Origin of the sequence: Paraburkholderia sp. (genome assembly GCF_024281035.1) — a bacterium.
In the GTDB taxonomy this organism is placed as follows: domain Bacteria; phylum Pseudomonadota; class Gammaproteobacteria; order Burkholderiales; family Burkholderiaceae; genus Paraburkholderia.
On sequence record NZ_JAMXLH010000020.1, the window covers coordinates 1 to 23,725 of the forward strand.

Consider the following 23,725-nt stretch of genomic DNA (forward strand, 5'->3'; position numbering starts at 1 on the left):
GCGTGCTGCTGTTTCAGGATCTCGCGGTGGTGCCGCTGCTGATCATCATTGCGGCGCTCGGCGGCCGCTCGGAGAACCTGCTCAGCGCGCTCGGCGTCGCGGCGATCAAGATCGTCGTGGCCCTCGCGCTGCTGCTGATCGTCGGGCAGCGCTTCATGACGCGCTGGTTCAACGTGGTCGCGCGGCGCCGCTCGCAGGAGCTGTTCGTGCTGAACGTGCTGCTCGTCACGCTCGGCGCGGCCTTTATCACCGATAAATTCGGCCTTTCGCTTGCGCTCGGCGCGTTCATCGCGGGCATGTTGATCGCCGAGACGCCGTACAAGCACCAGGTGGAAGAGGACATCAAGCCGTTTCGCGACGTGCTGCTCGGCCTCTTCTTCGTGACCACGGGCATGCTGCTCAATCCGCACGTGATCTGGCAGCACCCGCTCATGGTGGGCGCGTTCCTGATCGGGCCGGTCGTGCTCAAGGCGGTGCTCATCACCGCGCTCACCCGCATCTTTGGCGCCTCGCCGGGCGTCGCGATGCGCACGGGCCTCGGTCTCGCTCAGGCCGGCGAATTCGGCTTCGTGCTGCTGAACCTCATTCTGGACAAGCATCTCGTCGATCCCACGCTGCTCCAGGCGATTCTCGCCGCGATGCTGCTCTCGATGCTCGCGGCGCCGTTCCTGATCCAGAACGCCGATCGCATCGTGCTGCGCCTGTCGTCGACCGAATGGATGCAGCAGTCGCTGATGATGACGCGCATCGCCACGCAGAGCATCAAGCAAAGCGGCCACGTGATCGTCTGCGGCTACGGGCGCGCCGGGCAGAACCTCGCGCGCATGCTCGAATACGAAGGGCTCTCGTATGTGGCGCTCGACCTCGACCCGGACCGTGTGACGGCGGCGGCGGCAGCGGGCGAATCGGTGGTGTTCGGCGACGCGGCGCGGCGCGAGTCGCTCGTCGCGGCCGGTATTCACCGCGCGGCGGCGGTGGCGATCACCTACGCGAACACGCAGTCGGCGATGCGCGTGCTGCACCACATCCACGAACTGGAGCCGACGCTGCCCACGATCGTGCGCACCGTCGACGACGCCGATCTCGAACGCCTGCTCGCGGCGGGTGCAACCGAGGTGATTCCGGAGATCGTCGAGGGCAGTCTGATGCTCGCCTCGCACATGCTCGTGCTGATGGGCGTGCCGATGCGCCGCGTCGTGCGGCGCGTGGAAGAACTGCGCGACGAACGCTACAGCCTGCTGCGCGGCTATTTCCATGGCACCGACGATGTCGGCGAGGACGGCCACGAGCAGGTGCGGCTACAATCCGTACCGGTCGATGCGCGCGCCGACGCCGTGGGCCGCACGCTTGCCGAACTGGGGCTGTACGACCTCGGCGTCGAGGTGACCGCGATCCGCCGGCATGGCATTCGCGGCGTCGAGCCGGATCCGTCGACGAAGCTGCGCGAAAACGACATCATCGTCATTCGCGGCCTGCCCGAGCACCTCGCCAAGGCCGAAGAACGGCTTTCGCGGCACCGCAAGGCCGGTGCCGGCGCGGCGGGGACGTCGGCGGCCTGAATGCGTCTGCCTGAATGTGCCTGCCTGCGCGCTTGTGCATCGGCGCCCAAACCCGAATCCAGCATTTTTGCTTTTATTAGCACTGACAATACCCGGAGAAATCATGTCTAACGCACCTGCGAACGCGCCGGCCGAACCTGCGCAGTTGGTGAAGAACCTGATCCGCACGGTGCCCGACTGGCCTCAGCCGGGTGTGCAGTTTCGCGACATCACGCCGCTCATCGGCGACGCGAAAGGCCTGCGGATCCTGATCGACCTGTTCGTGGAGCGTTATGTCGACGCGAAGCTCGACTACGTCGCGGGTCTCGACGCGCGCGGCTTCATCATCGGGCCGATCGTTGCGTATGAACTGAACGTGGGCTTCATTCCGATCCGCAAGATCGGCAAGCTGCCGTACAAGACCGTGGCCGAGACCTACAAGCTCGAATACGGCGAATCGACCGTCGAGATTCACGATGACGCCTGCCGCAAGGGCGACCGTGTCGTGATCGTCGACGATCTGATCGCGACGGGCGGCACGATGCTCGCGGGCAAGCTGCTGCTCGAGCGGCTCGGCGCGACGGTCGTCGAAGGTGCGGCGATCATCGACCTGCCCGACCTCGGCGGCTCGAAGCTGCTGACCGATGCCGGCCTGCCGCTTTTCACCATCACATCCTTCGGCGGACACTGATCCCATGCCCAATTTCGCGCTGTTTCTCGCGACGTCGATCGCCATCACCTTCGCGCCCGGCCCCGACAACCTCCAGGTGCTCGCGCGCGGCATTTCGCAGGGTCGCGCGGCGGGTCTCGTCGCGGCGCTCGGCTTCGCGGCCGGCGTGACGTTTCACACGACGCTCGCCGCGCTCGGCATCGCCGCGCTGCTGCGCTCGTCGCCGCTCGCGTTCCAGATCCTCAAGCTCGCGGGCGCCGCGTACCTCATCTGGATCGGCGTGAAGGCGCTCAGGAGCCAGGGGCTCGCCGCCGCGGGCGACCGCCCGCGTCAGCCGCTCTCGACGATCTTCCGCCAGAGCGTGCTCGGCAACATGATGAACCCGAAGGTCACGCTGTTTTTCGTCGTGTTCCTGCCGCAGTTCGTCGATGCGCACGGCGCGCAGAGCGTGACGCTGCAGATGCTCGAACTCGGCCTCGCGTTCATGCTGCAGACCGTCGTCGCGTTCTCGATCATCGGCTTGTGCGCGGGAACCATCGGCGGCTGGCTCAAGCGCCGGCCGCGCGCGAGCGTGTGGCTCGACCGGCTCGCGGGCCTCACGTTCATCGGACTCGGCCTTCGTGTCGCGCTGCGCGACTGATTGCGCGACTGATCCGCTCCGCTGGAGCCTGCTGGAGCCTCCCACGATGACCTTGCCTTGCATTAGCGCCGCGCGCCGCTTCGACGTGAGCGCCCATCTGCCGTTCTGGATCGGCGCCGAGCGCGTCGGCTGGATTCGCAAGACCGACGCCGCATTGCTCGCGCGCTGGCCCGACGTATTCGACGTGGACGGCGCGCGCGTGGCGATGTCGCCGGCGCTCGACAACCTGACTTCGCGCAGCGCGGCGCTCGGCGCGGTAATCGGCGCGCTTGCGGCAGACGGTCGCATCCCGGGCTGGCGCGACGAAACCTACGCGATCCGCAACGCCTTCGATGCGCCGCCGCTCGCGTATATCGAGCGCGCCGCGTCGCGCTTTTTCGGGACGATGACCTGGGCGGTGCATCTGAACGGCGTCGTAGAATATGCGGGCCCGGCTTCCCCCGGCGCGCCGCAGCTATGGATCGCGCGCCGCAGCGACACCAAGGCCACCGACCCCGGCATGCTCGACAACGTCGTCGCGGGCGGCATTGGCTGGGGCTTCGGCATCGAGGCCACGATCGTCAAGGAATGCTGGGAAGAGGCGGGCATCGCGGCCGAGCTCGCGCAGCGCGCCCGCGCCGGCCGCACGGTGCACGTGCTGCAATCGCTGCCCGAGGGCACGCAGGCCGAGCAGGTCTTCGTCTACGATCTCGCGCTGCCCGAGGATTTCGTTCCGCACAATCAGGACGGCGAAGTCGGCGAGCACCGGCTGGCGCGCATCGACGAAGCCGCGCGCTGGATCGAAGAGGGTGCGATGACCGTGGATGCGAGTCTCGCGACGCTCGACTGCCTGCTGCGCCGCCACTGGATCGACGAAGACGCGTGCGAAGGCATCGCCGCGATCTTCGAGCCGCCGACGCTGTCGTAGTCACTGTCGCAGTTACTGTCGCAGTTACCGTCGCAGTTACCGTGAAAGGGCGCGGCGATTTCCCTGAAATACGAAGGAGTTACGCGGGTCATGTCGACCGATCACAGCTTTATTCTCAAACTGTCGTGCGCCGACCGGCCGGGCATCGTGCATGCCGTGTCGGGTTTTCTGTTCGAGCGCGGCGGCAATATTCTCGATTCGGCGCAGTTCGGCGACAGTCACACGGGTGAGTTCTTCATGCGCGTCCACTTCCAGCAGGTGGGCGGCGATGCGGGCCTCGAAGGGCTGCGTGCGTCATTCGCGCCGCTCGCGCAGGAATTCGGCATGCGCTGGGAACTGCACGACGCGAACGTGAAGCCGCGCGTCGTCATCATGGTTTCGAAGATCGGCCACTGCCTGAACGACCTGCTGTTCCGTTACCGTACGGGCCAGCTGCCGATCGAGATCCCGGCGATCATCTCGAACCACAAGGAGTTCTACCAGCTCGCCGCCAGCTACAACATTCCGTTCCATCATTTCCCGCTGCTCGGCGGCACGCCGGAGGCGAAGGCCGCGCAGGAAGCGCGCGTGCTGGAGGTGGTGGAAAGCGAGCGCGCCGATCTCGTGGTGCTCGCGCGCTACATGCAGATCCTGTCGCCGCAACTGTGCGACTCGCTCGCGGGTCGCGCGATCAACATCCATCACTCGTTCCTGCCGAGCTTCAAGGGCGCGAAGCCGTACTACCAGGCATTCGACCGCGGCGTGAAGCTGATCGGCGCGACCGCGCACTACGTGACGACGCACCTCGACGAAGGTCCGATCATCGAGCAGGAAGTGGAGCGCGTCGACCACAGCATGACACCGGATCAGTTGACGGCGATTGGCCGCGACGTCGAGTGCGTGACGCTCGCGCGCGCCGTGAAGTGGCACGTCGAACATCGCATCGTGCTCAACGGCAGCAAGACGGTGGTGTTCCGCTAGGCTTCAGCGCGCTGCGCGCCCGCGAAAACAGGGTGTAAAGCAACAGACGTAAAAAAACCGGCAGTCCGCAAGGACGCCGGTTTTTTGTTGCGGCCGCATTCAAACGAGCCGCAGATAAATCAGTTCCCGCTTGATATACGCGTAGAAAATGGGTGCGGCCACGACGCCCTGGATGCCGAATGCGGCCTCCATCACGAGCATGGCGACGAGCAGTTCCCACGTGCGCGCCTCGATCTGGCCGCCGACGATGCGCGCGTTCAGGAAGTATTCGAGCTTGTGGATCACGATCAGGAACACGAGCGCGGAGATCGCGGCGGGCAGGCTCACCGTGAGCGCGATGGCCGCGATCAGCGTGTTCGAGATCAGGTTGCCGATCACGGGCAGCAGGCCGACCACGAACGTCACCACGACGAGCGTCTTCGCAAGCGGCAGCCGCGAGTGAAAGAGCGGCAGGACGAGCAGCAGCATGAGGGCCGTGAACACCGTGTTGATGGCCGAGATCTTCACCTGGGCGAAGACGATGCGGCGAAACGCGTCGGCGAAGCGCGCGACGCGCGTGACGAACGCGGTGGAAAGCGGCAGACGCTGCGTGTTCTTTTGCGCGCCGATGGCGATGATCGCGCCGATGATCATGCCGATCAGGATATGCCCGAAAATGCGCGCGGCATTCTTGCCGCCCTGGCCCAGCTGGTTGGCATGCTCGTGCATGAGCGCGACGGCCCTGAGCTTCAACTGGTCGACGTCCACCGGCAGGTAAGCGGCGACGGCCTCCGGAATGCGACCGCGCGCCTGGTCGACGAAGGACATCATCTGGGTCATGACCTGCTGGACGCTCGGCACGTCGTGCTCGAAGTGCTCGATGACGCCGACGATAAGCCCCGTCAGCGTGCCGACGATCACGATCGAGACGAGCACCACCGACGCCCAGCGCGCGCGCTGGCTCGACATGCGCCGCTCGATGAACGGTGCGATGGTGTGAACCAGCTGGTAGACGAGCATGCCCGCGAGGAGCGCCCCGAGCAGTTTCAGGTACAGCACGGTCCACAAGCCGCCGATCGCGACGATGTAGCTGCCGATTTCGACGGCCGAGAGATTCGGCAGGCTCATGTCGCTCGTCAGCCGGACCGCCCGCGGCCTGAGGTCGCGCACCTGTTTTTCGTCTGTCGCTTCGCTGCGCTTGACCATGATCCGTGTATCCCGTTTCCAGATCAGCAGGAACGCTAAATTCCCCTGATTCGCTGCCTTGTTGTTGGTGCCCGCACACGTTGCCGCGTGCTCCCCCGGGCAACTGCCCTATTTCCCCGCCGACGTTGCCAGCGCATCGGATTGCCGTTTGAGCAGCGGCGCAAGGTACCGTCCGGTAAAGCTCGCCTTCGACTTCACGACCTGCTCGGGTGTGCCCTGGGCGACGATCTGGCCGCCGCCCGCGCCGCCTTCGGGGCCCATGTCCACGATCCAGTCGGCAGTTTTGATGACATCGAGATTATGCTCGATGATGACCACCGTGTTGCCCTGGTCGCGGAGCCGGTGAATCACCTCCAGCAACAGCGCGATGTCGTGGAAGTGCAGGCCCGTGGTCGGCTCGTCGAGTATATACAGCGTGCGGCCGGTGTCACGCTTGGATAGCTCGAGCGAGAGCTTCACGCGCTGCGCCTCGCCGCCCGAGAGCGTCGTGGCCGACTGGCCGAGCCGGATATAGCCGAGACCGACGTCGAGCAGCGTTTTCAGCTTGCGCGCCACGACCGGCACGGCCTTGAAGAAGCCGTAGGCCTGCTCGACGGTCATGTCGAGCACTTCGCTGATGTTTTTGCCCTTGTACTGCACTTCGAGCGTTTCGCGGTTGTAGCGCTTGCCGTGGCAGACGTCGCACGGGACGTACACGTCCGGCAGGAAGTGCATTTCCACCTTGAGAACGCCGTCGCCTTGACAGGTTTCGCAGCGCCCGCCCTTCACATTGAACGAGAAGCGGCCCGGATCGTACCCGCGCTCCTTGGCCGCAGGCACGCCCGCGAACAGCTCGCGGATCGGCGTGAAGAGGCCCGTGTAGGTGGCCGGGTTCGAGCGCGGCGTGCGACCGATGGGCGACTGGTCGACGTTGATGACCTTGTCGAAGTGCTCCATGCCCTCGATCGCCTCGAACGGCGCCGGTTGTGCCGACGAGCCGTACAGATGCTGTGCGACCGCGTGATAGAGCGTGTCGTTGATGAGCGTCGATTTGCCGGAGCCCGAGACGCCCGTGACGCAGGTGAGCAGGCCGACGGGCAGGTCGAGCGTCACGCGCTTGAGGTTGTTGCCGTGCGCCTCGACGATGCGCAGGCGGCGCTCGTCGGGTTCCCTGCGCTCGTCCGGGTAGTCGATGCGGCGCGCGCCCGAGAGGTACTGGCCGGTCATCGACGCCGGGTCGCTCTCCACTTCCTCCGGCGTGCCCTGGGCGATCACCATGCCGCCATGCTCGCCCGCGCCCGGGCCCATGTCGACGACATAATCGGCCATGCGGATCATGTCCTCGTCGTGCTCGACGACGATCACGGAATTGCCGAGGTCGCGCAGGTGCTTGAGCGTGGCGATCAGGCGGTCGTTATCGCGCTGATGCAGGCCGATGGACGGCTCGTCGAGCACGTACATCACGCCGGTGAGGCCCGAGCCGATCTGCGAAGCGAGGCGGATGCGCTGCGCTTCGCCGCCCGAGAGCGTTTCCGCGCTGCGATCGAGCGAGAGATAGTCGAGACCCACGTTGTTCAGGAACATCAGGCGCGCGACGATTTCCTTCACGACCTTATCGGCGATTTCGCGCTTCGCGCCTTCGAGCCGCAGCGTCTGGAAGTAGCCGAGCGTATCGCGCAGGGGCCAGCTACTCACCTCGTAGATGCCGCGCGCGTCGCCGGCCGCGCCCGCATTGGTGCCCGCGTTTGAACCGATCCGCACGAAACGCGCTTCGCGGCGCAGCCGCGTGCCTTCGCAGTGCGGGCAGGCCTGGTTGTTCTGGTACTTCGAGAGTTCTTCGCGCACGGCGACCGAATCGGTCTCGCGGTAGCGGCGTTCGAGGTTCGGGATGATCCCTTCGAATACGTGCGCGCGCACCGAAGTGCGGCCGCGCTCGTTGATGTACGAGAACGGAATCTCTTCCTTGCCCGAGCCGTAGAGCAGGATCTTGCGCACGTTCTCGGGCAGATCCTCGACAGCGGTGTCGATGTCGAAATCGTAGAACGCCGCGAGGCTCTGCAGCATCTGGAAGTAGAACTGGTTGCGCCGGTCCCAGCCCTTCACCGCGCCCGCCGCGAGCGACAGCGACGGATGCGCGACCACGCGCTTCGGATCGAAGAACGTGATCTGGCCGAGGCCGTCGCATTCCGGGCACGCGCCCATCGGGTTGTTGAACGAGAAAAGACGCGGTTCCAGTTCGGGAATCGAGTACGAGCAGATCGGGCACGCGAACTTCGAACTGAACAGGTGCTGCTTGCCCGTGTCCATTTCGAGTGCGATGGCGCGGCCTTCGGCGAGGCGCAGCGCCGTCTCGAACGATTCGGCAAGGCGCTGCTTCATGTCGCCGCGCACCTTCAGCCGGTCCACGACCACGTCGATGCTGTGCCGCTCGCTCTTCTTGAGCTTCGGCAGCGACTCGACTTCGTAGATCTTCGCCTCGCCCTCATTGGCCGTGCCGCCGCCCGAGCGCACGCGAAAACGCACGAAGCCCTGGGCCTGCATGTCGTCGAAGAGCTCGGTGTGCTCGCCCTTGCGGTCGGCGACCACGGGCGCGAGGATCATCAGCTTGGTATCTTCGGGCAGCGCGAGCGCGGCATCCACCATCTGCGAGACGCTTTGGGCTTCGAGCGCGATTTCGTGGTCGGGGCAGTAGGGCGTTCCGACGCGCGCGAATAAAAGACGCAGGTAATCGTGGATTTCCGTGACGGTGCCGACGGTCGAGCGCGGATTGTGCGACGTCGCTTTCTGCTCGATGGAAATAGCCGGTGACAGACCCTCGATCAAATCGACGTCCGGCTTTTCCATGAGCTGCAGAAACTGGCGCGCGTAGGCCGAGAGGCTTTCCACATAACGCCGCTGGCCCTCCGCATAAAGCGTATCGAACGCAAGCGACGATTTACCCGAACCCGAAAGCCCGGTGATGACTACGAGCTGGTGGCGCGGCAGGTCCAGATTGACGTTCTTCAGGTTGTGGGTTCGGGCCCCACGGATACGGATTTGTTCCATGAACCTGCAGCAGAAGGGAAGGCTAAACCTGCTACTATAACGACTTTTCCAGACCGCCGTTACGGCTTGCTGACGGTCTTTAAAGGCTCTTGAAAGGTAATGCCGCGGGTGCGGTTACCGGTACTGCAATGAGCACTGGTATGAGAACTGCGGTCACTGCCCAGACAACTGCCGAGACCACTGCTTTGGTCAAACCTGGCGTGCCGTTGTTCCTGCATCGCAGATGGGGCGTTCGCGTGCTGTTGCAAGACGGCGCCGAAAGCACCGGAAGCACCGGAGGAACCCCGCGCGGCACGGGCGCACGTTGCACCGCGCCGCGCGAGGATGCCGGAGCCGCAGGGGTGTCAAGCCGGGAGCCATTACGGCAATAACGAAGTCCGCGCTCGCCTCGTTCCATTTCCGCGGGCAGCGGCAGCCTAATCAGACCATCTCTCCGATGTCCAATCCGTCCGCCACTTCATCACGCATGTCCGCGCCCGAGTTGCGCGCGACCGTGTCGCTCGCTGCGATCTTCGCGCTGCGCATGCTGGGCCTTTTCATGATCATGCCGGTGTTTTCGGTTTACGCGAAAACGATCCCCGGCGGCGACAACGTGCTGCTGGTCGGCATCGCGCTCGGCGCTTACGGCGTCACGCAATCGCTTCTCTACATATTCTACGGCTGGCTCTCCGACCGGATCGGGCGCAAACCCGTGATCGCCTCGGGGCTCGTGATCTTCGCACTCGGCAGCTTCGTCGCCGCGTTCGCGCACGACATCAACTGGATCATCGTCGGCCGGGTGATTCAGGGCATGGGCGCGGTGTCGTCCGCGGTGATCGCGTTCATTGCCGACCTCACCGCCGAAGAGCACCGCACCAAGGCCATGGCGATGGTGGGCGGCTCGATCGGCATTTCGTTCGCGGTCGCCATTGTGGGCGCACCGATCGTGTTTCACTGGGTCGGCATGAGCGGGCTTTTCACGCTGGTCGGCGTGTTCTCGATCCTCGCGGTGGGCGTCGTGCTCTGGGTGGTGCCCGATGCGCCCAAGCCCGTGCACGTGCGCGCGCCCTTTGCCGAGGTACTGCACAACGTCGAGCTGCTGCGCCTGAACTACGGCGTGCTCGTGCTGCACGCGACGCAGACGGCGCTCTTCCTCGTGGTGCCGCGCCTGCTCGTCGATGCGGGCCTGCCGGTCTCGTCGCACTGGATGATCTATCTGCCGGTGATGGGTCTCGCATTCGTGATGATGGTCCCGGCCATCATCGTCGCCGAAAAGCAGGGCAAGATGAAGGCGGTGCTCGTCAGCGCGATTGCGCTCATCCTGATCGGCCAGTTGCTGCTCGGCTCGCTCGCGCACACGCTGACGATCGTCGGCGCGGTGCTCTTCATCTACTTCCTCGGCTTCAATATCCTGGAAGCGTCGCAGCCGTCGCTCGTCTCGAAGCTCGCGCCGGGCGCGCGCAAGGGCGCGGCCACGGGCGTGTACAACACCACGCAGTCCATCGGGCTCGCGCTCGGCGGCGTGGTCGGCGGCTGGCTGCTCAAGCATGGTGGCGCAAGCACGGTGTTCTATACGTGCTCCGGGCTCGTCCTGTCCTGGCTGATTGTCGCGGCCAACATGAAGGCGCCGCCCAAGCGCGCCTGATACCGGCACAAGGGTATTATTGGCGCCAAGGCGCTCCGCGCGAGCGGAAGACACCCGCCTTGCGCGCGCCGCTCACGGCTCGCACCCTCAACGCGTTTTTCGGCGGTCTGCCAGGACCGAACCGGGGAACCGATCGCGGGGCCATCATGGCAGAGCCGTCTCCCTCATCCGCCACCGCACGACGCACAAGGCGCACAAGGCGCACACGGAACGGCCGGCTGGCCACCGCCATCACGCAGCGCGTCGGCAATCATCCGTGGATCGTCGCCCTCTGCGGGTCGATCATCGCCGTTGCTGTCGCGGCGGTGCCGCTCATCAGCATCTTCGCGTCACGCGCGGAAGTGTCCTACCGGGCACGCGAGGCGTCGGAGAACCTGATCGCCTCCATCGCCTGCGATATCGAACAAAACGCGCAGTTCCACGACCTCTATCTACAAAGAATGGTGTCGGGCGCGCAAGACGTGCGCGTATGGAATCTGCCCGATGATCTGCGCTCGCGGATCCTGTTCGGCCCCGCGACGGAGGGCGCATTCGTGGTCGGCGCCGATGGACGCGTCCTGGAAGGCGCGCGCCGCGCCGACAAGGGCGCCGATCTCGGCGACCGTCCGTACTTCGCCGTTCACCGGCGCGACCGGCAAGTCGGCCTCTATGTGTCGCAACCGTTCCGTCCCCCGGACAACGAGTTGTCGATCGCGCTGACGCGCCGCATCGACGGACCGGACGGCATCTTCGAGGGCGTCGGGGTCGTCATACTGCCCGTCGAGCGCCTGCGGCAACTGTTCTCGTACATCAACGTCGATGCAAGCGGCCGCTTGCTGATCGTGCGCAACGACGGCACGGTGCTGGCGGGCAAGCCGCTTTCCGAAGACGAAATCGGCACCAGCATCGCGCACTTGCCCGCCTTTGCGACGATTGCGGCGCAGCGCAGCGGCTCGGTCATCGGCGCGGACGAACACGGCGTGCAGCACATCTATTCGTTTTCGCGTATCCAGGGCACGCCGCTGATCGCGATTGTTGCGCCGACACTGGATAGCGTGCTCGCGAACTGGCGCTGGCAGAGCATCGTGACGGAAGTGATTGCGCTCGCATTCGCGGTCCTGCTCGTGCTCGGCACGTGGGCGCTCGCGTTCGCCATGCGCGACAAGATCCGGGCGCAGCGCGATCTGGCGATGCTCGCCGCGACCGATCCGCTGACCGGATTGTCGAACCGCCGGGTGCTCGAAATGCGGCTCGCCGCGACGTGGGAGCTTGCGCGGCGCCACGGCACGCCGCTGTCGATCCTGTTCGTCGATATCGACCACTTCAAGATGTTCAACGACAGCCACGGCTACGCGGCCGGAGACCGGGCGCTTGCCGCCGTCGCACACTGCATCGGCGCGGCGGCGCGACGCACGATCGACATCGTCGCGCGCTACGGCGGCGAGGAGTTCGCCGCGGTGCTGCCCGAGACGCCCGGTGCGGACGCGCTCACCATTGCGGAAACCATCCGCGAGCGCGTGGAGGCGCTGGGGCTGCCCAACGAGGGCAGCGCGCAAGGCATGGTGACCGTGAGCATCGGCTGTGCGACTGCGTGGTCGACGCGCGGCGGCGAACCGGCGCAACTGCTCCAGCTGGCGGATGCGCAGCTGTACGTCGCCAAGTCGGCGGGGCGCAATCAGGTGAAGGCGGTCGTAATCGACGACGTCGCCGCGGCGTTGCAGGACCTGACTTCGAAAGCGGGCGTCAAACAAACCGCCCACGTGCCGGGACCATAGCCTCGCGAGTGACGACTCCAGACGATGTGCCGCGTGCCGGTGCCTTGCCTGCCGGTCACGATCATCCTCCGTCGGGTCTGATATGGCGGAAAGCGGCAAGCACCGCGAGATCGTAGGCGATCTTGAGCGTGCCGCACACGATCAACGGCGCGCCGAGCCAGCCGGCTCCAAGCAGCCCGCCTGTGATCGTCGGCGCCACCGCCGCCGCGAGGCTGCGCGGCACCGCCGTAAAGCTCGCGGCGGCCGGTCGTTCGGGGGGCGTCACGACGGCCATCACGTAAGCACTCCGGGTCGGCACATCGAGTTGCGACAGCGCACTGCGCACAAGCAACAAGACCAGAGTCGGCAGTAGGGTTGGTGTGAAGGCGGCCGCGATCAGGCACACGCTCGAAGGAATGTGGGTGAACACCATGGTGTTGAGCAGGCCGATCCTGCGAGCAATGGGTGCGGCGGCCAGTTGCGAACCCGCGCCCAGCAGGCCGGAACAGAAAAAGAACTGTCCTGCGGCGGCAAGCGAAAGACCAAAGCGCTGGATCAGCCACAACGTGAGCAGCGAGTTGACGAGCAGGCCTCCCGCGAACGCGTCGACGGCGAAAAGGAGCGCAAGACGTGTGACGAACCCGCGCGACGGCCCAAGTGGCGTGTGGACCGTCGCCGCGTGCGCCTCACGTTTCGGCAAACGCAGATACAGCAGGAATACAGCGACGCCTGTGAGCGCGTAGACGATGAACATCGAGCGCATGGTGACGAGCGCGGAAACGACGGTATGCGCGGCGATCCAGTCCGGGAGTCCGGCGAGGAGTGCGCCGAGTGCAGCCGACAGCCCGCCGACGAGGCTGTAGCGGGCGAAAAGCGCGGTTCGGGCGTCGCCCTGCGCGAATTCGGCGAGGCGTGCGTGCTCGAGCGGCAAAAACAGGCTGACATCGCCCGAACTCGGGTTGAGCGTGCCTGCAAACGCCACCACGAGCAGCGGCCAGAGTGACGACAGGAATCCAAACGCCAGGCCGGTTGCGGCCATCAGGGCGGCGGCGAAGAGCAACAGCGCGCGCTGCGGGTAACGGCCGCCGATCAAGCCGACGACGACAGTCGCAACGGCTGAGCCCAACAACGTCGCGGTGCCGATCAGGCCTACCGTGAGCTTCCCGAAACCGAGCGACAGAAGATACGCGGGCAGCAGCACGGCGACGAACCCGTCGCAGATTCCGCGCAGACTCCGCGCAGCGAGCAGCAGCAGCGCACGCCGGTCCACGCCCGCTTGCGGGAGCAGGATTGAAACGGGAGTCCTGGCAGGTGACATCGCGGTACCGGAGGTTTCGCCTCGACATTACGCCATGCGCGCGCATCCGTCCGCCGTGCATCAGAGCGTAGCGCGCTAGGAACGGAATAGGACCCCGGATCAATCGTTTAAGTGTTACGCGAGTCGCGCAGTGTCGATCTTTGGCACGGCTTCGAGCCCCGGTTGCGATCTTCGCGCCGTTCGGTCGTGCGGTGACGTTGCCGCCGCACCTATGCAAGGATTGAAATCATGACCAGAACCCTGTTGTGCATCATTGTTTGCGCCCTGCCCATTGTGTCGGCCGCGGAGACTCCAAAGGTTTCGAACGGAATGGTCGTCGACGACGATGGAATGACGCTCTACACGTTCGACAAGGACACGGTGCCGGGCAAGAGCGCCTGCGTCGGCGCCTGTACCGCCATTTGGTCCGCAGCCGTCGCGGATTCATACGACAAGGCGAGCGGCGACTGGGGGCTCATCGCCGCCAGTGACGGAAAGCATCAATGGACCTACAAGGGCCACCCCCTGTATCGCTTTGCGCAGGACAAACAAGCCGGTCAAATGAAAGGCGACGGATTCAAGGGTATGTGGCATACCGTGAAGCCCTGAAGGCCTTCCGGTAATGCTCCCGTTGTGCCTGCTCCGACGCATGAGGCTGGCGTCGCGCGGTCAGATGAGGTGTTGCGCAATGACCGTGCGCGCCAGCGTATGAATGCGTGAAGTGGATATTCGTCCCTGATCCCATCTTCGGCTACATGGCGTAGCGTCCAGAATCAACGGCGTGGGACAGGGCGATGTGAATCGCGGCAGCGGCCAGGAAAGTCACAAGTGCGGATATCCACAGCACGGAGGAACCTTGCCTGTCTCGATCCCGCAGATGATGGGCGACCGATAGAAACGTAATCCAGGCCATGCCGAGACTGAGACCCGCGATGATGTCGGAAAACCAGTGAACGCCGAGGTAGAGACGCGAAAAGGAATTTAGCGCTATGACCAGACCGATTGTCATGGCAATCCTGAACTGCACCGCCCTCCGAAGCCCTCGACACACGAGGTAGGTGAGGAAGCCATAGACGACAATGCTCAACGTCGCGTGGCCGCTGGGGAAGGAAAAACGCTCAATGCCTTCGTAGATCGACACTGGCCGGGACCGCTGAACAGCGAGCTTGAGCAACTTGACCGAGGCTTCAGCCGCCGCGATCGCAACGATCCAGTAGCCGGCCGACCGCCATTCGCGCCGAAACAGGAGCGCGGCGAGCACGGCCAGGCACACGGGAATCGTGACGGCCGCATCGCCAAGCTCCGAAACTGCCACCATCACGTGGTCGAACAGCGGAACGCGAAGCACCTGCAGGCGGTCATGAAGCATCCGGTCGACGGTGACCAAAGGGTCGCTGCTGAGAACGTCTTCAAGAATACCGAGAAATAGCCACATGCCTCCCAGGATGAGAGTGACGGCCGCCAAAAACCTCGCGAAGCCGATACGGTGAAGTGCAAATCTCCAACCCTGTGACTTGCCGTCTTCGGTTTCGGACGCTATACGGGAGGACCGTCGCAACAACTTGCTCAGACGCATGCCTGGTCGCTCCCTGGCGAACCTTTAAATTGGCAAAGGCAGCGTTCCATAACTCATCTACCCCGAAATTGAAGGCGAAACGCTGTTTATCGCTGGGTACAAGGCTCACGCAGTCGTTCCGGCGGCCTTGAGTGTAGCCCACGACGACCGTATGCGAGACGAACGAAAAGCGCTGATGGCGCACCTGGCGAGCAGTTGCTTGTTGTTGCGCAGGGTGGCTGCCGTTTCGTCGGAGTGAAGAATGACTGGCGTACGGTGACGAAGCCGCTCAGCATCGATGTCGATTCGACCGATGCCCGGCGATTGGTGGGCAACGATCCCCGACCCAAGGCCAGGCTTGACCGCGTCGCCATATCCATATTGGCCATCGTTCGAATGCTCGATGGGGGCAACCCGCGGCCCTCGGTTACAATTTCGGGCAAATCGATCTCCTTCACTGGAGGAGTTCGGGATGCCAGGCCAGTTGCGACGGGTTCGAATATGTGGGGCCGTGTTGCGACCGGTGTGGATCTGATTTGGAATGTCCTGTTGGACGGACTCTGGCGGAGCGCGGGCTTTGACAGGAAACGTCCCCAGGCTCTATTTTTGACAAATAGCTTGTCCCTTTGACAAAAGAAACTGTCCTTGGGCACAACAGGAGAATTTCATGGCATCCGTGAACAAGGTCATACTCGTCGGCAACCTCGGGGCCGATCCGGAAGTGCGCTATCTGCCGAGCGGCGACGCGGTGGCGAACATTCGCCTCGCGACGACCGACCGCTATAAGGACAAAGCATCGGGCGAATTCAAGGAAATGACCGAATGGCACCGCGTGTCGTTCTTTGGCCGCCTGGCCGAAATCGTGTCGGAGTACCTGAAGAAAGGCTCGTCGGTGTATATCGAGGGTCGTATCCGCACGCGCAAGTGGCAGGCGCAGGACGGCACCGACCGTTACTCGACGGAAATCGTGGCGGACCAGATGCAGATGCTGGGTGGCCGCAGCGGCGGGGCGTCGATGGGCGGCGATGACGGCGGCTATAGCCGCGAGCCGGCCGAGCAGCCGCGTGGCGGCGGTCGTGCGGCTGGTGGCGGCGCGCCGCGTGCGAGCGGCGGTGGTGGCGGTGGTCGTTCGAACGCGCCGGCTGGCGGCGGTTTTGATGAAATGGATGACGATATTCCGTTTTGAAATCTCGTAGTCGAAAACGGTAAAGATCAACCCCGCCTTTGTGCGGGGTTTTTCTTTTTATCACTGTATCGAGATAACGACGTCCGCTGTCGCGTTGTATTTTCCGGCGGTGACTTTCTCTTTCCCGGGATCAAACGCCTCGAAGGTCGCATTGACCGTGCGCGTGTAGTAGTTCCAGTTGCTGTCCGAGCCGCTTTCCGTTGCATCGTTGAGCACCGGATCCCAGCCGTCCTTGGCGCCGCCCATCGTGACATAACGGTTGGTGAGGAAATACATCTGCTTGCCGTTCGGCCGGGACAGCTTGACGCCAACGCCGTTTGCCACATTCTTCTTGCCGTAGCCGTCAGACAGCAGATGACTCACGGCGCTTCCAGCCGTCAGGAGTCCAAGCCGGTTTGCGTTCCCCGCGTTCTCCTCGCGAGCCATGATGCCCATTGCGGTTTGATTGGCGTCCGTTCCGCTACTGGGTTTGCCGAATGCTTTTTCGCACTGAATGCGAATCGTGATCGGCAGCGTGACGTTCTTCCTGCTCTCGAGTTCCGCCACCGACATCGTCTGAAAACGAACCACCGGCGTCGTATTGCGTACGGCACAGGTCACCTTTCCGGTTCGCACGGTGAGGTCCCGCTTCGGGCTAATTGCGCCAGGCCAGAATTCAGGCTGGCCTGTGGTGTTCACCGCGTGATCGGTGCCAACCGCCAGCGCGTCGTTGATGACGTGGGTGCCTTTGGCTCCGCCCCTGAATGCGACGTACGCGATCGGCTGCAGCGCGTTATTCGATTCAGAACCGCAGGTCTTGCATTGAAATAGTTCGACCTGGTACCGGCTGAAATTCTTCACTTTCACGAGATACCAGCCCTGCTTATCCGTATCCAGATTGTTCATCTGCCGCGCCAGCCAGTTGCGCGTCACTGTTTGACCGGTGTCCACGTTGGTTACGCGCGATACGATGTCCTTTTCAGGGAACCGGTAGGTGCCGGGGACGCCGGACTCGTGGCTCATATCAGTACCGCCCGCATGCCTGTTGTCGCCGTTCGTCGAGAAGAATTCGTGCATCGAGACGACCGAATCGGGAGAGCACCGAAACAATACCTGCTCGCCGTTGTAGCCATTGAGGCCTTCACGACCCAGATGGTTGAGCGATGAGATGCTGCTTCCGATCAAGGCGCCGTCCCTGGTGAAGCTCGTCATCTGGACCGTCATCTTATGCGCGGCCGCACCCGCGCCGTCAGTCGCGCCACCCCAGTATCTGGCGATGGTGCCGGGTTGCGTATACTTTGGCGAGTACTCGCTGCTCGTTTCGCCTTCGATCTTCCAGCAACCCTTCTCAAGCGATGCAGCCAGGACCGAACCCGGTACGAGCGTCATTGTCAGGAACTCCAGCGTTGCCACGCAGGCACTTTGCCGCGCGCCCCGGATCACCGGCCCCAAAAAGCGCAAGGCGCTTTGAGCGTCGCTGACGCGCGAACGTCTGTCCGTCTGCGCGCGCAGGGTTTCCGATGCGGTTTTTATCCTTACGCTGGCTGGATCGATTTCATTCGAACAGTCAATAAGCATGTCGAATAATCCTTGTGCCGCAAGGCGTCACTCGGAGTGGGTTGTCCGCCTTGCGTCGTACCCGCGATATTCAACCATAGTTCAACATTCGCGGCTCGCAGCGCGCGCCGTTCACTGACCCATCGAGTAACGTGAGGCCGGCCTCGTACCTTGCGAACCGTTTTTGGATCGAGGCAAGCGTATGGCGTTCGGACACTGGCGTCACGTCACTGGATGGAGATGACGACCTCCGCGGTTGCATTGTATTTTCCGGCGGTGACCTTCTCTTGCTTGGGACGAAATGCCTCGAAGGTCGCATTGACCGTACGCGTGTAGTAGTCCCAGTTGTTGTCCGAGCCGGTTTGCGTTGTATCCTGGAGCACCGGATACCAGCCGTCCTTGTAGCCGCCCATCGTGACGTAACGGTTGGTGAGGAAAAATACGATCCCTTTGTCCGGCCGGGTCAGCGTGACGCTAACGCCCTGTGCCACATTTTTCTTGCCGTAGCCGTCTGACAGCAGATCACTCACAGCGCTTCCGCCTGTTACGAGGCCCAGTTTTTTTGCGTACCCCACGTTCTCCTCCCGCGCCAGGATGCCCATTGCGGTTTGATTGGCGTTCAGTCCGCTACTGAGTTTGCTGAATCCGTTTTCGCACTGAATGTTGATCGTGATCGGCAGCGTGATCTTCTCGCCGCGTTCAAGCTCCGCCACCGACATCGTTGGAAAACGAACCACCGGCGTCGTATTGCGTACGGCGCAGGTCACCTTGTCGGTTCGCACCTTAAGATTCTGCTTTGGGTGAATCGCACCAGGCCAGTAGTGATGCCAGCCATCATAGTTGTACCTGTGATCGTCGCCAATCTTGAGATACTGGCTGGGGATGTTGCCGCTTGCACCGCCCTTGAACGCGACGTACGCGATCGGCTGCGCGTTCTGCTCGAATGATTTGCAGGCCTTGCATTGAAAAAGATCGACCTTGTACCGGCTGAAATTCTTCACTTTCACGAGAAACCAGCCCTGCTTATCCGTATCCAGACCGGTCATCAAGCGCGCTTGCCAGGTGTGCTTCACCACCTGCCCCGTGTCCACGTTCGTCACGCGCGATGCAATGCCCTTCTCAGGAAACTGGTAGGTACCGGGGATACCGGTTAATTTGCTAACGTCGGTACCGCCGGCATTATCGTTATCGCCGTTTGTCGAGAAGAATTCGAACATCGAGGCGCTTGAATCGGGAGAGCACCGAAACAATATCTGGTTGCCGTTGTAGCCACCGGCGCCGCTGTAGCCCATATCGTCGACCGTTGCGGTGCCGCTTCCGATCAAGTCGCCGTCGCTTGAGAAACTCGTCATCTGGACCGTTATCCGATACGCGCCATCACCGGCCCAGTCCCATGCGCCGTCCCAGCTTTTGACGATGGCGTTGGGTTCCGTATGCCACGCCGAGTTCGGGTCGCTGTTTGCGACGGTGATCTTGTAGCAACCCGTCAGAGTCGATTGAGCCAGAACCGAACCCGGTACGAGCACCATTGCCAGGAGCGCTAGCGTTGCCACGCAGGCAGTTTGCCGCGTGCGCAGTGTCTTCAATCTGGTTTTCATCTTTAGTCATCCATTTGATTGACGAAAGCGCTTCATTTCTTCGCAATGTGCTCCGTCTTCGGCGGCGAGCGGCTTACATACGCGCACAGGCCGTCGAGACGGGCAATGGCCGATCCGGTTCGCGCCGTAACCGCGACAGTCAAGCATAGTTATCGATGTTCGCGTCTCGCCGATCACGTCGTTCATTGACGCAGCGCAACGCGAGGTTGTTCGGGTGATTTGTAAAGTTCGGACACCGACATATCGTTGACATTGCGCCAGCAGACGCCGCGTATATGGCCACACGGAGCGACGCACGAATCGCATGGTTGGCCGCGTACCGGGCGAACCGCCTTCTGACAGAGGCAGGCGGCAACGATGGTTGAGCAGTTGGTGCGCATCTATCACTACGAGCGGCTACATACCGCCCTCAAATACAAAACGCCCGATGCGGTGCATCGGGCGTTTCCTTGAAGACTACTTTCAACCTGTTCCAGGACGGGGCACAGGCGTGCGGCGTTCAGACATTGGCGTCACATCACTGGATCGAGATGACGACTTCTGCTGTCGCTTTGTATTTTCCGGCGGTGACCTTATCTTGCTTGGGACGAAACGCCTCGAAGGTCGCATTGACCGTGCGCGTGTAGTAGTCCCAGTTGCTGTCCGAGCCGGTCTGCGTTGTATCCTGGAGCACCGGATACCAGCCGTCCTTGTAGCCGCCCGTCGTGGCGTAACGGTTGGTGAGGAAAAATATCATCCCTTTGTTGCCTGGCCGGGTCAGCGTGACGCTAACGCCCTTTGCCACATTCTTCTTGCCGTAGCCGTCGGACAACAGATCACTCACGGCGCTTCCGCCCGTTACGAGTCCCAGTGGTTTTGCGTACCCCACGTTCTCCTCCCGGGCCATGATGCCCATCGCGGTTTGATTCTCGTTCAGTCCGCTACTGAGTTTGCCGAATCCGCTTTCGCACTGAATGTCGATCGTGATCGGCATCGTCGCCTTCTCGCCGCGTTCGAGCTCTTCCACCGACATCGGTGGAAAACGAACCATCGGCGTCGTATTGCGCACGGCACAGGTCACCTTTGCGGTTCGCACGTTGAGATTGTGCTTTGGGTGAATCGCGCCAGGCCAGTGGTGATGCCAGCCCGAAACGTTGCCATTGTGATCGGCGCCAATGGAGAGACCTGAGCTGGTGATGTTGCCGCTTGCACCGCCCTTGAACGCGACGTACGCAATCGGTTCCATCTTCCAATCCGTTTTTGAACCGCAGTCCGTGCATTGATACAGATCGACCTTGTAGCGGCTGAAATTCTTCACTTTCACGAGAAACCAGCCCTGCTCATCTTTATCCAGGCCGGTCATCAACCGCGCTTGCCAGTGGCGCTTCACCACCTGACCCGTGTCCACGTTCGTCACACGCGAGACAATGCCATTCTCCGGAAACTGGTAAGTACCGGGGATACCTGTCTTGTCGTTCACCTCAGTGCCGCCGGAATTAGGGTTGTCGCCATTTGTCGAGAAGTATTCGTGCATCGCGCCTTCTGAATCGGGAGAGCACCGAAACAATATTTGTTCACCTGTGTAGCCACCGGCGCCGTCGTAGCCCATATCGTCGAGCGATGCGGTGCTGCTTCCGATCAAGTCGCCGTTGTTGGAGAAACTCGTCAACTGGACTGTCATCGGATACGCGCCATTACCCGCCTTGTCAGCCGCGCCGCCCCAGGATTTGGCGATGGAGCCGGGTTGCGTATACGTCGATGAGTTCTTGTCGATGTTTTCGCCGTTGATCTTGTAGCAACCCTTCGAAGTCGATGCAGCCAGGACCGAACCTGGTACGAGTGCCATTGCCAGAAATGCCAGTGTTGCCGCGCAGGCATTTTGCCGTGCGCGTATTGTCTTTAATCTGATTTTAATTTTTACGTTACCTTCAAAAATGCAGAATCAGCGGCGCAATGAGCAGCCGCATCTGGCTCCATGAGCCAATACCGCGATCTATTTATATTCGGTGAAATGCGTCACGCCGTTACGTATAAACCTCTTAGTCGTTGACCGACGCACTCCGCTCACTCTCCACCTGGTTGCCATCGTCATCGATCAACGCGAACTTAACCATCGCCTGATCGCCTGCCTGGGCGCGGAGCCTATCCAGTCGAACCGACGCATCAGAAAACGGCGCGAGCATGTCGACTGCCGCCGGTTGCGATGTATCGCCCACCGAAACATTCAACATGCTGATCGTCGCGTAATACGGCGTTGGGTTGTGCACCGAAAGCACGAGACCGGCGTTCGCGCCGGTCACCGAAAACGTCAGCCGCTTCGGCAACTCGGTCGCAGGATACGGAAGCTTGTCAACGGGCCGCACGAATACTTTGAACTGGGTGCGCATCGTGATCGTCACGGTCTGCGCGTCGCCAAAGTTGTTTTTCGACGTCGATGGAATTTCGTGCAGACTCAGCCAGAACAGCGACTCCCGATCAGTCGGCAACGGCGCGCCCGAATTGATCAACCGCAGGTTTTTCCGCTCATGGGCATCCATCCGGAAGATCGGCGGCAGTGCGATGACAGGTGCAGTCGACTCCTGTGGCGTCGTATGGAGTTCGCCATCGTCGACCCACGCCTGAACCAGCACCGGATACGTGTTGATGTTGACGAGTTGCGCCGATACTTCGGTGACGTCCGCAGGTATCACAACCCGCGATACCGTCGGCGTCACGCCGGCGATAGCCTGCATCGCACCCGCCGTCGCCGCGTACAGGGCCACGCAGAGCGACGCACGAATTGCATGGCTGGCCGCGTGCCGGGCGAACCGTGTTTTCACCGGGACAGGCATATGACGTTCGGACATCGACATCACATCACTGGATCGAAATGACGACTTCCGCCGTTGCGTTGTATTTTCCAGGGGTGACCTTATATTGCTTGGGCTTAAACGCCTCGAAGGTTGCATTGACGGTGCGCGTGTAGTAGTGCCAGTTGGTGTCCGAGCCGGTTTGCGTCGCATCCTGGAGCACCGGATACCAGCCGTCCACGGCGCCGCGCTCCGTGAGGTAACGTTTGGTGAGGAAATACATATCCGACTTGTCCGGCCGGGTCAGCTTGACGCCAACGCCCTTTGCCACATTCAGCTTCTTGCCGTAGCCGTCAGACAGCAGATAGGTCACGGCGTCTCCCCCCGTCACGAGTGCCAGCGGTTTCGCGCTCGCCGCGTTCTCCTCGCGAGCCATGATGCCCATTGCGGTTTTAAATGCGGCCGTTCCGCTGTCGTTTTTGACGAAATTTTTTTCACACTGAATGTCGATCGTGATCGGCATCGTGACGCCATGGTAGCTATTGAGCTCCGCCACCGACATGGGTGGAAAACGAATCGTCGGCGTCGTATTGTGCACGGCGCAGGTCACCGTGTTGATTCGCGTTTTGAGGTCCAGCTTTGGGTTAATCGCGCCAGGCCATTCGTTAGGCCGGCCCGCATAGCTGCTGCTGTGGTCGGCGCCGTTTGATAGCCCTGCACTGATCTGGCTATCGTGGGCACTAGATCCGCCCTTGAACGCGACGTAGGCGATCGGCTGCTTCGCGTCATCGTCTGTTGAACCGCAGCGCTTGCATTGAAAAAGATCGACCTTGTACCGGCTGAAATTCTTCACTTTCACGAGAAACCAATCCTGCTCATCTCGATCCACGCCAGACAACGCCCGCATCTTCCAGTTGCGTGTCACCACCTCACCGGTGTCCAGGTTGGTGACACGCGATACGACGTCCTTCTGGGGGAACCGGTAGGTACCGGCGATGCCGGATTGCTGGCTAGCGTCCCAGGAGCCGGCCGTGCCGCTGCTGCCGTTTGTCGAGTAGTACTCGTACATCGCGTAGGCTGCCTCGGGCGAGCACCGAAACAATACCTGCTCGCTTCTGTAGGGATCGCGATTGCCTCCGGCGCCCAGATCGTGGAGCGATGACACGGTGCTTCCGAGCAAGGCGCCCTCGTTGGAGAAACTCGTGATCTGGATTGTCATGGGATACGCCTCTTTACCTGCCGATTCAACCGCGCCCGTCCAGGGACCATAGGTGAGGCCGGGTTGCGTATACTTCTCCGAGTCCTTGCTTTCCGTTTTGGTTTCGATCTTCCAGCAACCCGTCTTCTTCGATTGAGCCAGGACCGAACCCGGCACGAGCACCATTGCCAGGAGCACCAGCGTTGCCGCCCAAGTAGTTCGCCGCGCGTACATTGTTTCCGGTCCGGTTTTCATCTTCACTCGGGCTGGATCGGCTTTATTCGAATGGTCAATAAGCATGTCAAA

Annotated in this window: 18 protein-coding genes; 9 read left to right on the forward strand and 9 right to left on the reverse strand. The window is 62.4% G+C overall.

All coding sequences use genetic code 11. The features are described 5' to 3' along the window. The 5 genes from Q0L30_RS04730 to purU all read left to right on the forward strand — a co-directional run. A partial coding sequence (locus tag Q0L30_RS04730) for a monovalent cation:proton antiporter family protein (RefSeq protein ID WP_296651868.1) occupies positions 1–1,559 on the forward strand: 1,559 nt, incomplete at its 5' end. Positions 1,560–1,662: 103 nt separating this feature from the next. Further along, positions 1,663–2,229 carry an adenine phosphoribosyltransferase gene (locus Q0L30_RS04735; RefSeq protein ID WP_296651870.1) on the forward strand — a complete coding sequence of 189 codons (567 nt, stop codon included), beginning with the start codon at positions 1,663–1,665 and terminating at the stop codon, positions 2,227–2,229. 4 nt (positions 2,230–2,233) lie between these two features. After that, positions 2,234–2,848, forward strand: a complete 615-nt coding sequence (locus tag Q0L30_RS04740) for a LysE family translocator (protein ID WP_296651873.1) — start codon at positions 2,234–2,236, stop codon at positions 2,846–2,848. A 46-nt stretch (positions 2,849–2,894) separates the two neighbouring features. Further along, the gene (locus tag Q0L30_RS04745; RefSeq protein ID WP_296651875.1) at positions 2,895–3,755 is read left to right on the forward strand and encodes a DUF4743 domain-containing protein; all 861 of its coding nucleotides are present in this window, start codon (positions 2,895–2,897) and stop codon (positions 3,753–3,755) included. 90 nt (positions 3,756–3,845) lie between these two features. Beyond that, positions 3,846–4,715, forward strand: coding sequence for a formyltetrahydrofolate deformylase (purU, locus tag Q0L30_RS04750; protein WP_296651878.1), 870 nt, complete (start codon positions 3,846–3,848; stop codon positions 4,713–4,715). Between the two features lie 99 nt (positions 4,716–4,814). Here purU and Q0L30_RS04755 read toward each other — a convergent pair whose 3' ends face one another. After that, complete coding sequence (locus Q0L30_RS04755; RefSeq protein ID WP_296651881.1) at positions 4,815–5,900, reverse strand: AI-2E family transporter; 1,086 nt, start codon at positions 5,898–5,900, stop codon at positions 4,815–4,817. A 108-nt stretch (positions 5,901–6,008) separates the two neighbouring features. Next, positions 6,009–8,924 carry an excinuclease ABC subunit UvrA gene (uvrA, locus tag Q0L30_RS04760; protein WP_296651883.1) on the reverse strand — a complete coding sequence of 972 codons (2,916 nt, stop codon included), beginning with the start codon at positions 8,922–8,924 and terminating at the stop codon, positions 6,009–6,011. Positions 8,925–9,360: 436 nt separating this feature from the next. Between uvrA and Q0L30_RS04765 the strand changes: the two genes are divergently transcribed. Further along, entirely contained in the window at positions 9,361–10,548 is a 1,188-nt protein-coding gene (locus tag Q0L30_RS04765; protein ID WP_296651886.1) for an MFS transporter, read from the forward strand. 146 nt (positions 10,549–10,694) lie between these two features. After that, positions 10,695–12,302, forward strand: a complete 1,608-nt coding sequence (locus tag Q0L30_RS04770) for a diguanylate cyclase (RefSeq protein WP_296651889.1) — start codon at positions 10,695–10,697, stop codon at positions 12,300–12,302. A gap of 61 nt (positions 12,303–12,363) precedes the next feature. Here the strand turns inward: Q0L30_RS04770 and Q0L30_RS04775 are convergent, their stop codons facing one another. Next, the gene (locus Q0L30_RS04775) at positions 12,364–13,599 is read right to left on the reverse strand and encodes an MFS transporter (RefSeq protein WP_296651892.1); all 1,236 of its coding nucleotides are present in this window, start codon (positions 13,597–13,599) and stop codon (positions 12,364–12,366) included. A gap of 228 nt (positions 13,600–13,827) precedes the next feature. On the opposite strand from Q0L30_RS04775, the gene Q0L30_RS04780 reads away from it, so the two are divergent. Beyond that, positions 13,828–14,187 carry a hypothetical protein gene (locus Q0L30_RS04780; RefSeq protein WP_296651894.1) on the forward strand — a complete coding sequence of 120 codons (360 nt, stop codon included), beginning with the start codon at positions 13,828–13,830 and terminating at the stop codon, positions 14,185–14,187. Positions 14,188–14,329: 142 nt separating this feature from the next. Here Q0L30_RS04780 and Q0L30_RS04785 read toward each other — a convergent pair whose 3' ends face one another. Then, positions 14,330–15,154 (reverse strand): phosphatase PAP2 family protein, encoded by an 825-nt coding sequence (locus Q0L30_RS04785; RefSeq protein ID WP_296651898.1) that lies wholly within the window; start codon positions 15,152–15,154, stop codon positions 14,330–14,332. Positions 15,155–15,800: 646 nt separating this feature from the next. On the opposite strand from Q0L30_RS04785, the gene Q0L30_RS04790 reads away from it, so the two are divergent. Continuing rightward, entirely contained in the window at positions 15,801–16,319 is a 519-nt protein-coding gene (locus tag Q0L30_RS04790) for a single-stranded DNA-binding protein (protein ID WP_296651901.1), read from the forward strand. 60 nt (positions 16,320–16,379) lie between these two features. Here the strand turns inward: Q0L30_RS04790 and Q0L30_RS04795 are convergent, their stop codons facing one another. From Q0L30_RS04795 to Q0L30_RS04815, 5 genes are all read right to left on the reverse strand, one after another. Continuing rightward, positions 16,380–17,876: a fimbrial protein gene (locus Q0L30_RS04795; protein ID WP_296651904.1), complete on the reverse strand. Its 1,497-nt coding sequence runs from the start codon at positions 17,874–17,876 to the stop codon at positions 16,380–16,382. Between the two features lie 206 nt (positions 17,877–18,082). After that, positions 18,083–19,453 (reverse strand): fimbrial protein, encoded by a 1,371-nt coding sequence (locus Q0L30_RS04800; protein ID WP_296651907.1) that lies wholly within the window; start codon positions 19,451–19,453, stop codon positions 18,083–18,085. A 517-nt stretch (positions 19,454–19,970) separates the two neighbouring features. Further along, entirely contained in the window at positions 19,971–21,278 is a 1,308-nt protein-coding gene (locus tag Q0L30_RS04805; protein ID WP_296651910.1) for a fimbrial protein, read from the reverse strand. A 193-nt stretch (positions 21,279–21,471) separates the two neighbouring features. Continuing rightward, a complete protein-coding gene (locus Q0L30_RS04810; RefSeq protein WP_296651913.1) occupies positions 21,472–22,380 on the reverse strand; it encodes a molecular chaperone in 909 nt (302 codons plus the stop codon). Beyond that, a complete protein-coding gene (locus Q0L30_RS04815; RefSeq protein WP_296651916.1) occupies positions 22,289–23,719 on the reverse strand; it encodes a fimbrial protein in 1,431 nt (476 codons plus the stop codon). The genes Q0L30_RS04810 and Q0L30_RS04815 overlap by 92 nt, the downstream gene beginning before the upstream one ends. Positions 23,720–23,725: the final 6 nt, after the last annotated feature.

Bases quoted from the DNA above. Each gene is read 5' to 3' on its own strand.
- Q0L30_RS04735 (WP_296651870.1), top strand. From the start codon at position 1,663: ATGTCTAACGCACCTGCGAACGCGCCGGCCGAACCTGCGCAGTTGGTG.
- Q0L30_RS04740 (WP_296651873.1), top strand. From the start codon at position 2,234: ATGCCCAATTTCGCGCTGTTTCTCGCGACGTCGATCGCCATCACCTTC.
- Q0L30_RS04745 (WP_296651875.1), top strand. From the start codon at position 2,895: ATGACCTTGCCTTGCATTAGCGCCGCGCGCCGCTTCGACGTGAGCGCC.
- purU (WP_296651878.1), top strand. From the start codon at position 3,846: ATGTCGACCGATCACAGCTTTATTCTCAAACTGTCGTGCGCCGACCGG.
- Q0L30_RS04755 (WP_296651881.1), bottom strand. From the start codon at position 5,900: ATGGTCAAGCGCAGCGAAGCGACAGACGAAAAACAGGTGCGCGACCTC.
- uvrA (WP_296651883.1), bottom strand. From the start codon at position 8,924: ATGGAACAAATCCGTATCCGTGGGGCCCGAACCCACAACCTGAAGAAC.
- Q0L30_RS04765 (WP_296651886.1), top strand. From the start codon at position 9,361: ATGTCCAATCCGTCCGCCACTTCATCACGCATGTCCGCGCCCGAGTTG.
- Q0L30_RS04770 (WP_296651889.1), top strand. From the start codon at position 10,695: ATGGCAGAGCCGTCTCCCTCATCCGCCACCGCACGACGCACAAGGCGC.
- Q0L30_RS04775 (WP_296651892.1), bottom strand. From the start codon at position 13,599: ATGTCACCTGCCAGGACTCCCGTTTCAATCCTGCTCCCGCAAGCGGGC.
- Q0L30_RS04780 (WP_296651894.1), top strand. From the start codon at position 13,828: ATGACCAGAACCCTGTTGTGCATCATTGTTTGCGCCCTGCCCATTGTG.
- Q0L30_RS04785 (WP_296651898.1), bottom strand. From the start codon at position 15,154: ATGCGTCTGAGCAAGTTGTTGCGACGGTCCTCCCGTATAGCGTCCGAA.
- Q0L30_RS04790 (WP_296651901.1), top strand. From the start codon at position 15,801: ATGGCATCCGTGAACAAGGTCATACTCGTCGGCAACCTCGGGGCCGAT.
- Q0L30_RS04795 (WP_296651904.1), bottom strand. From the start codon at position 17,876: ATGCTTATTGACTGTTCGAATGAAATCGATCCAGCCAGCGTAAGGATA.
- Q0L30_RS04800 (WP_296651907.1), bottom strand. From the start codon at position 19,453: ATGAAAACCAGATTGAAGACACTGCGCACGCGGCAAACTGCCTGCGTG.
- Q0L30_RS04805 (WP_296651910.1), bottom strand. From the start codon at position 21,278: ATGGCACTCGTACCAGGTTCGGTCCTGGCTGCATCGACTTCGAAGGGT.
- Q0L30_RS04810 (WP_296651913.1), bottom strand. From the start codon at position 22,380: ATGCAACCTTCGAGGCGTTTAAGCCCAAGCAATATAAGGTCACCCCTG.
- Q0L30_RS04815 (WP_296651916.1), bottom strand. From the start codon at position 23,719: ATGCTTATTGACCATTCGAATAAAGCCGATCCAGCCCGAGTGAAGATG.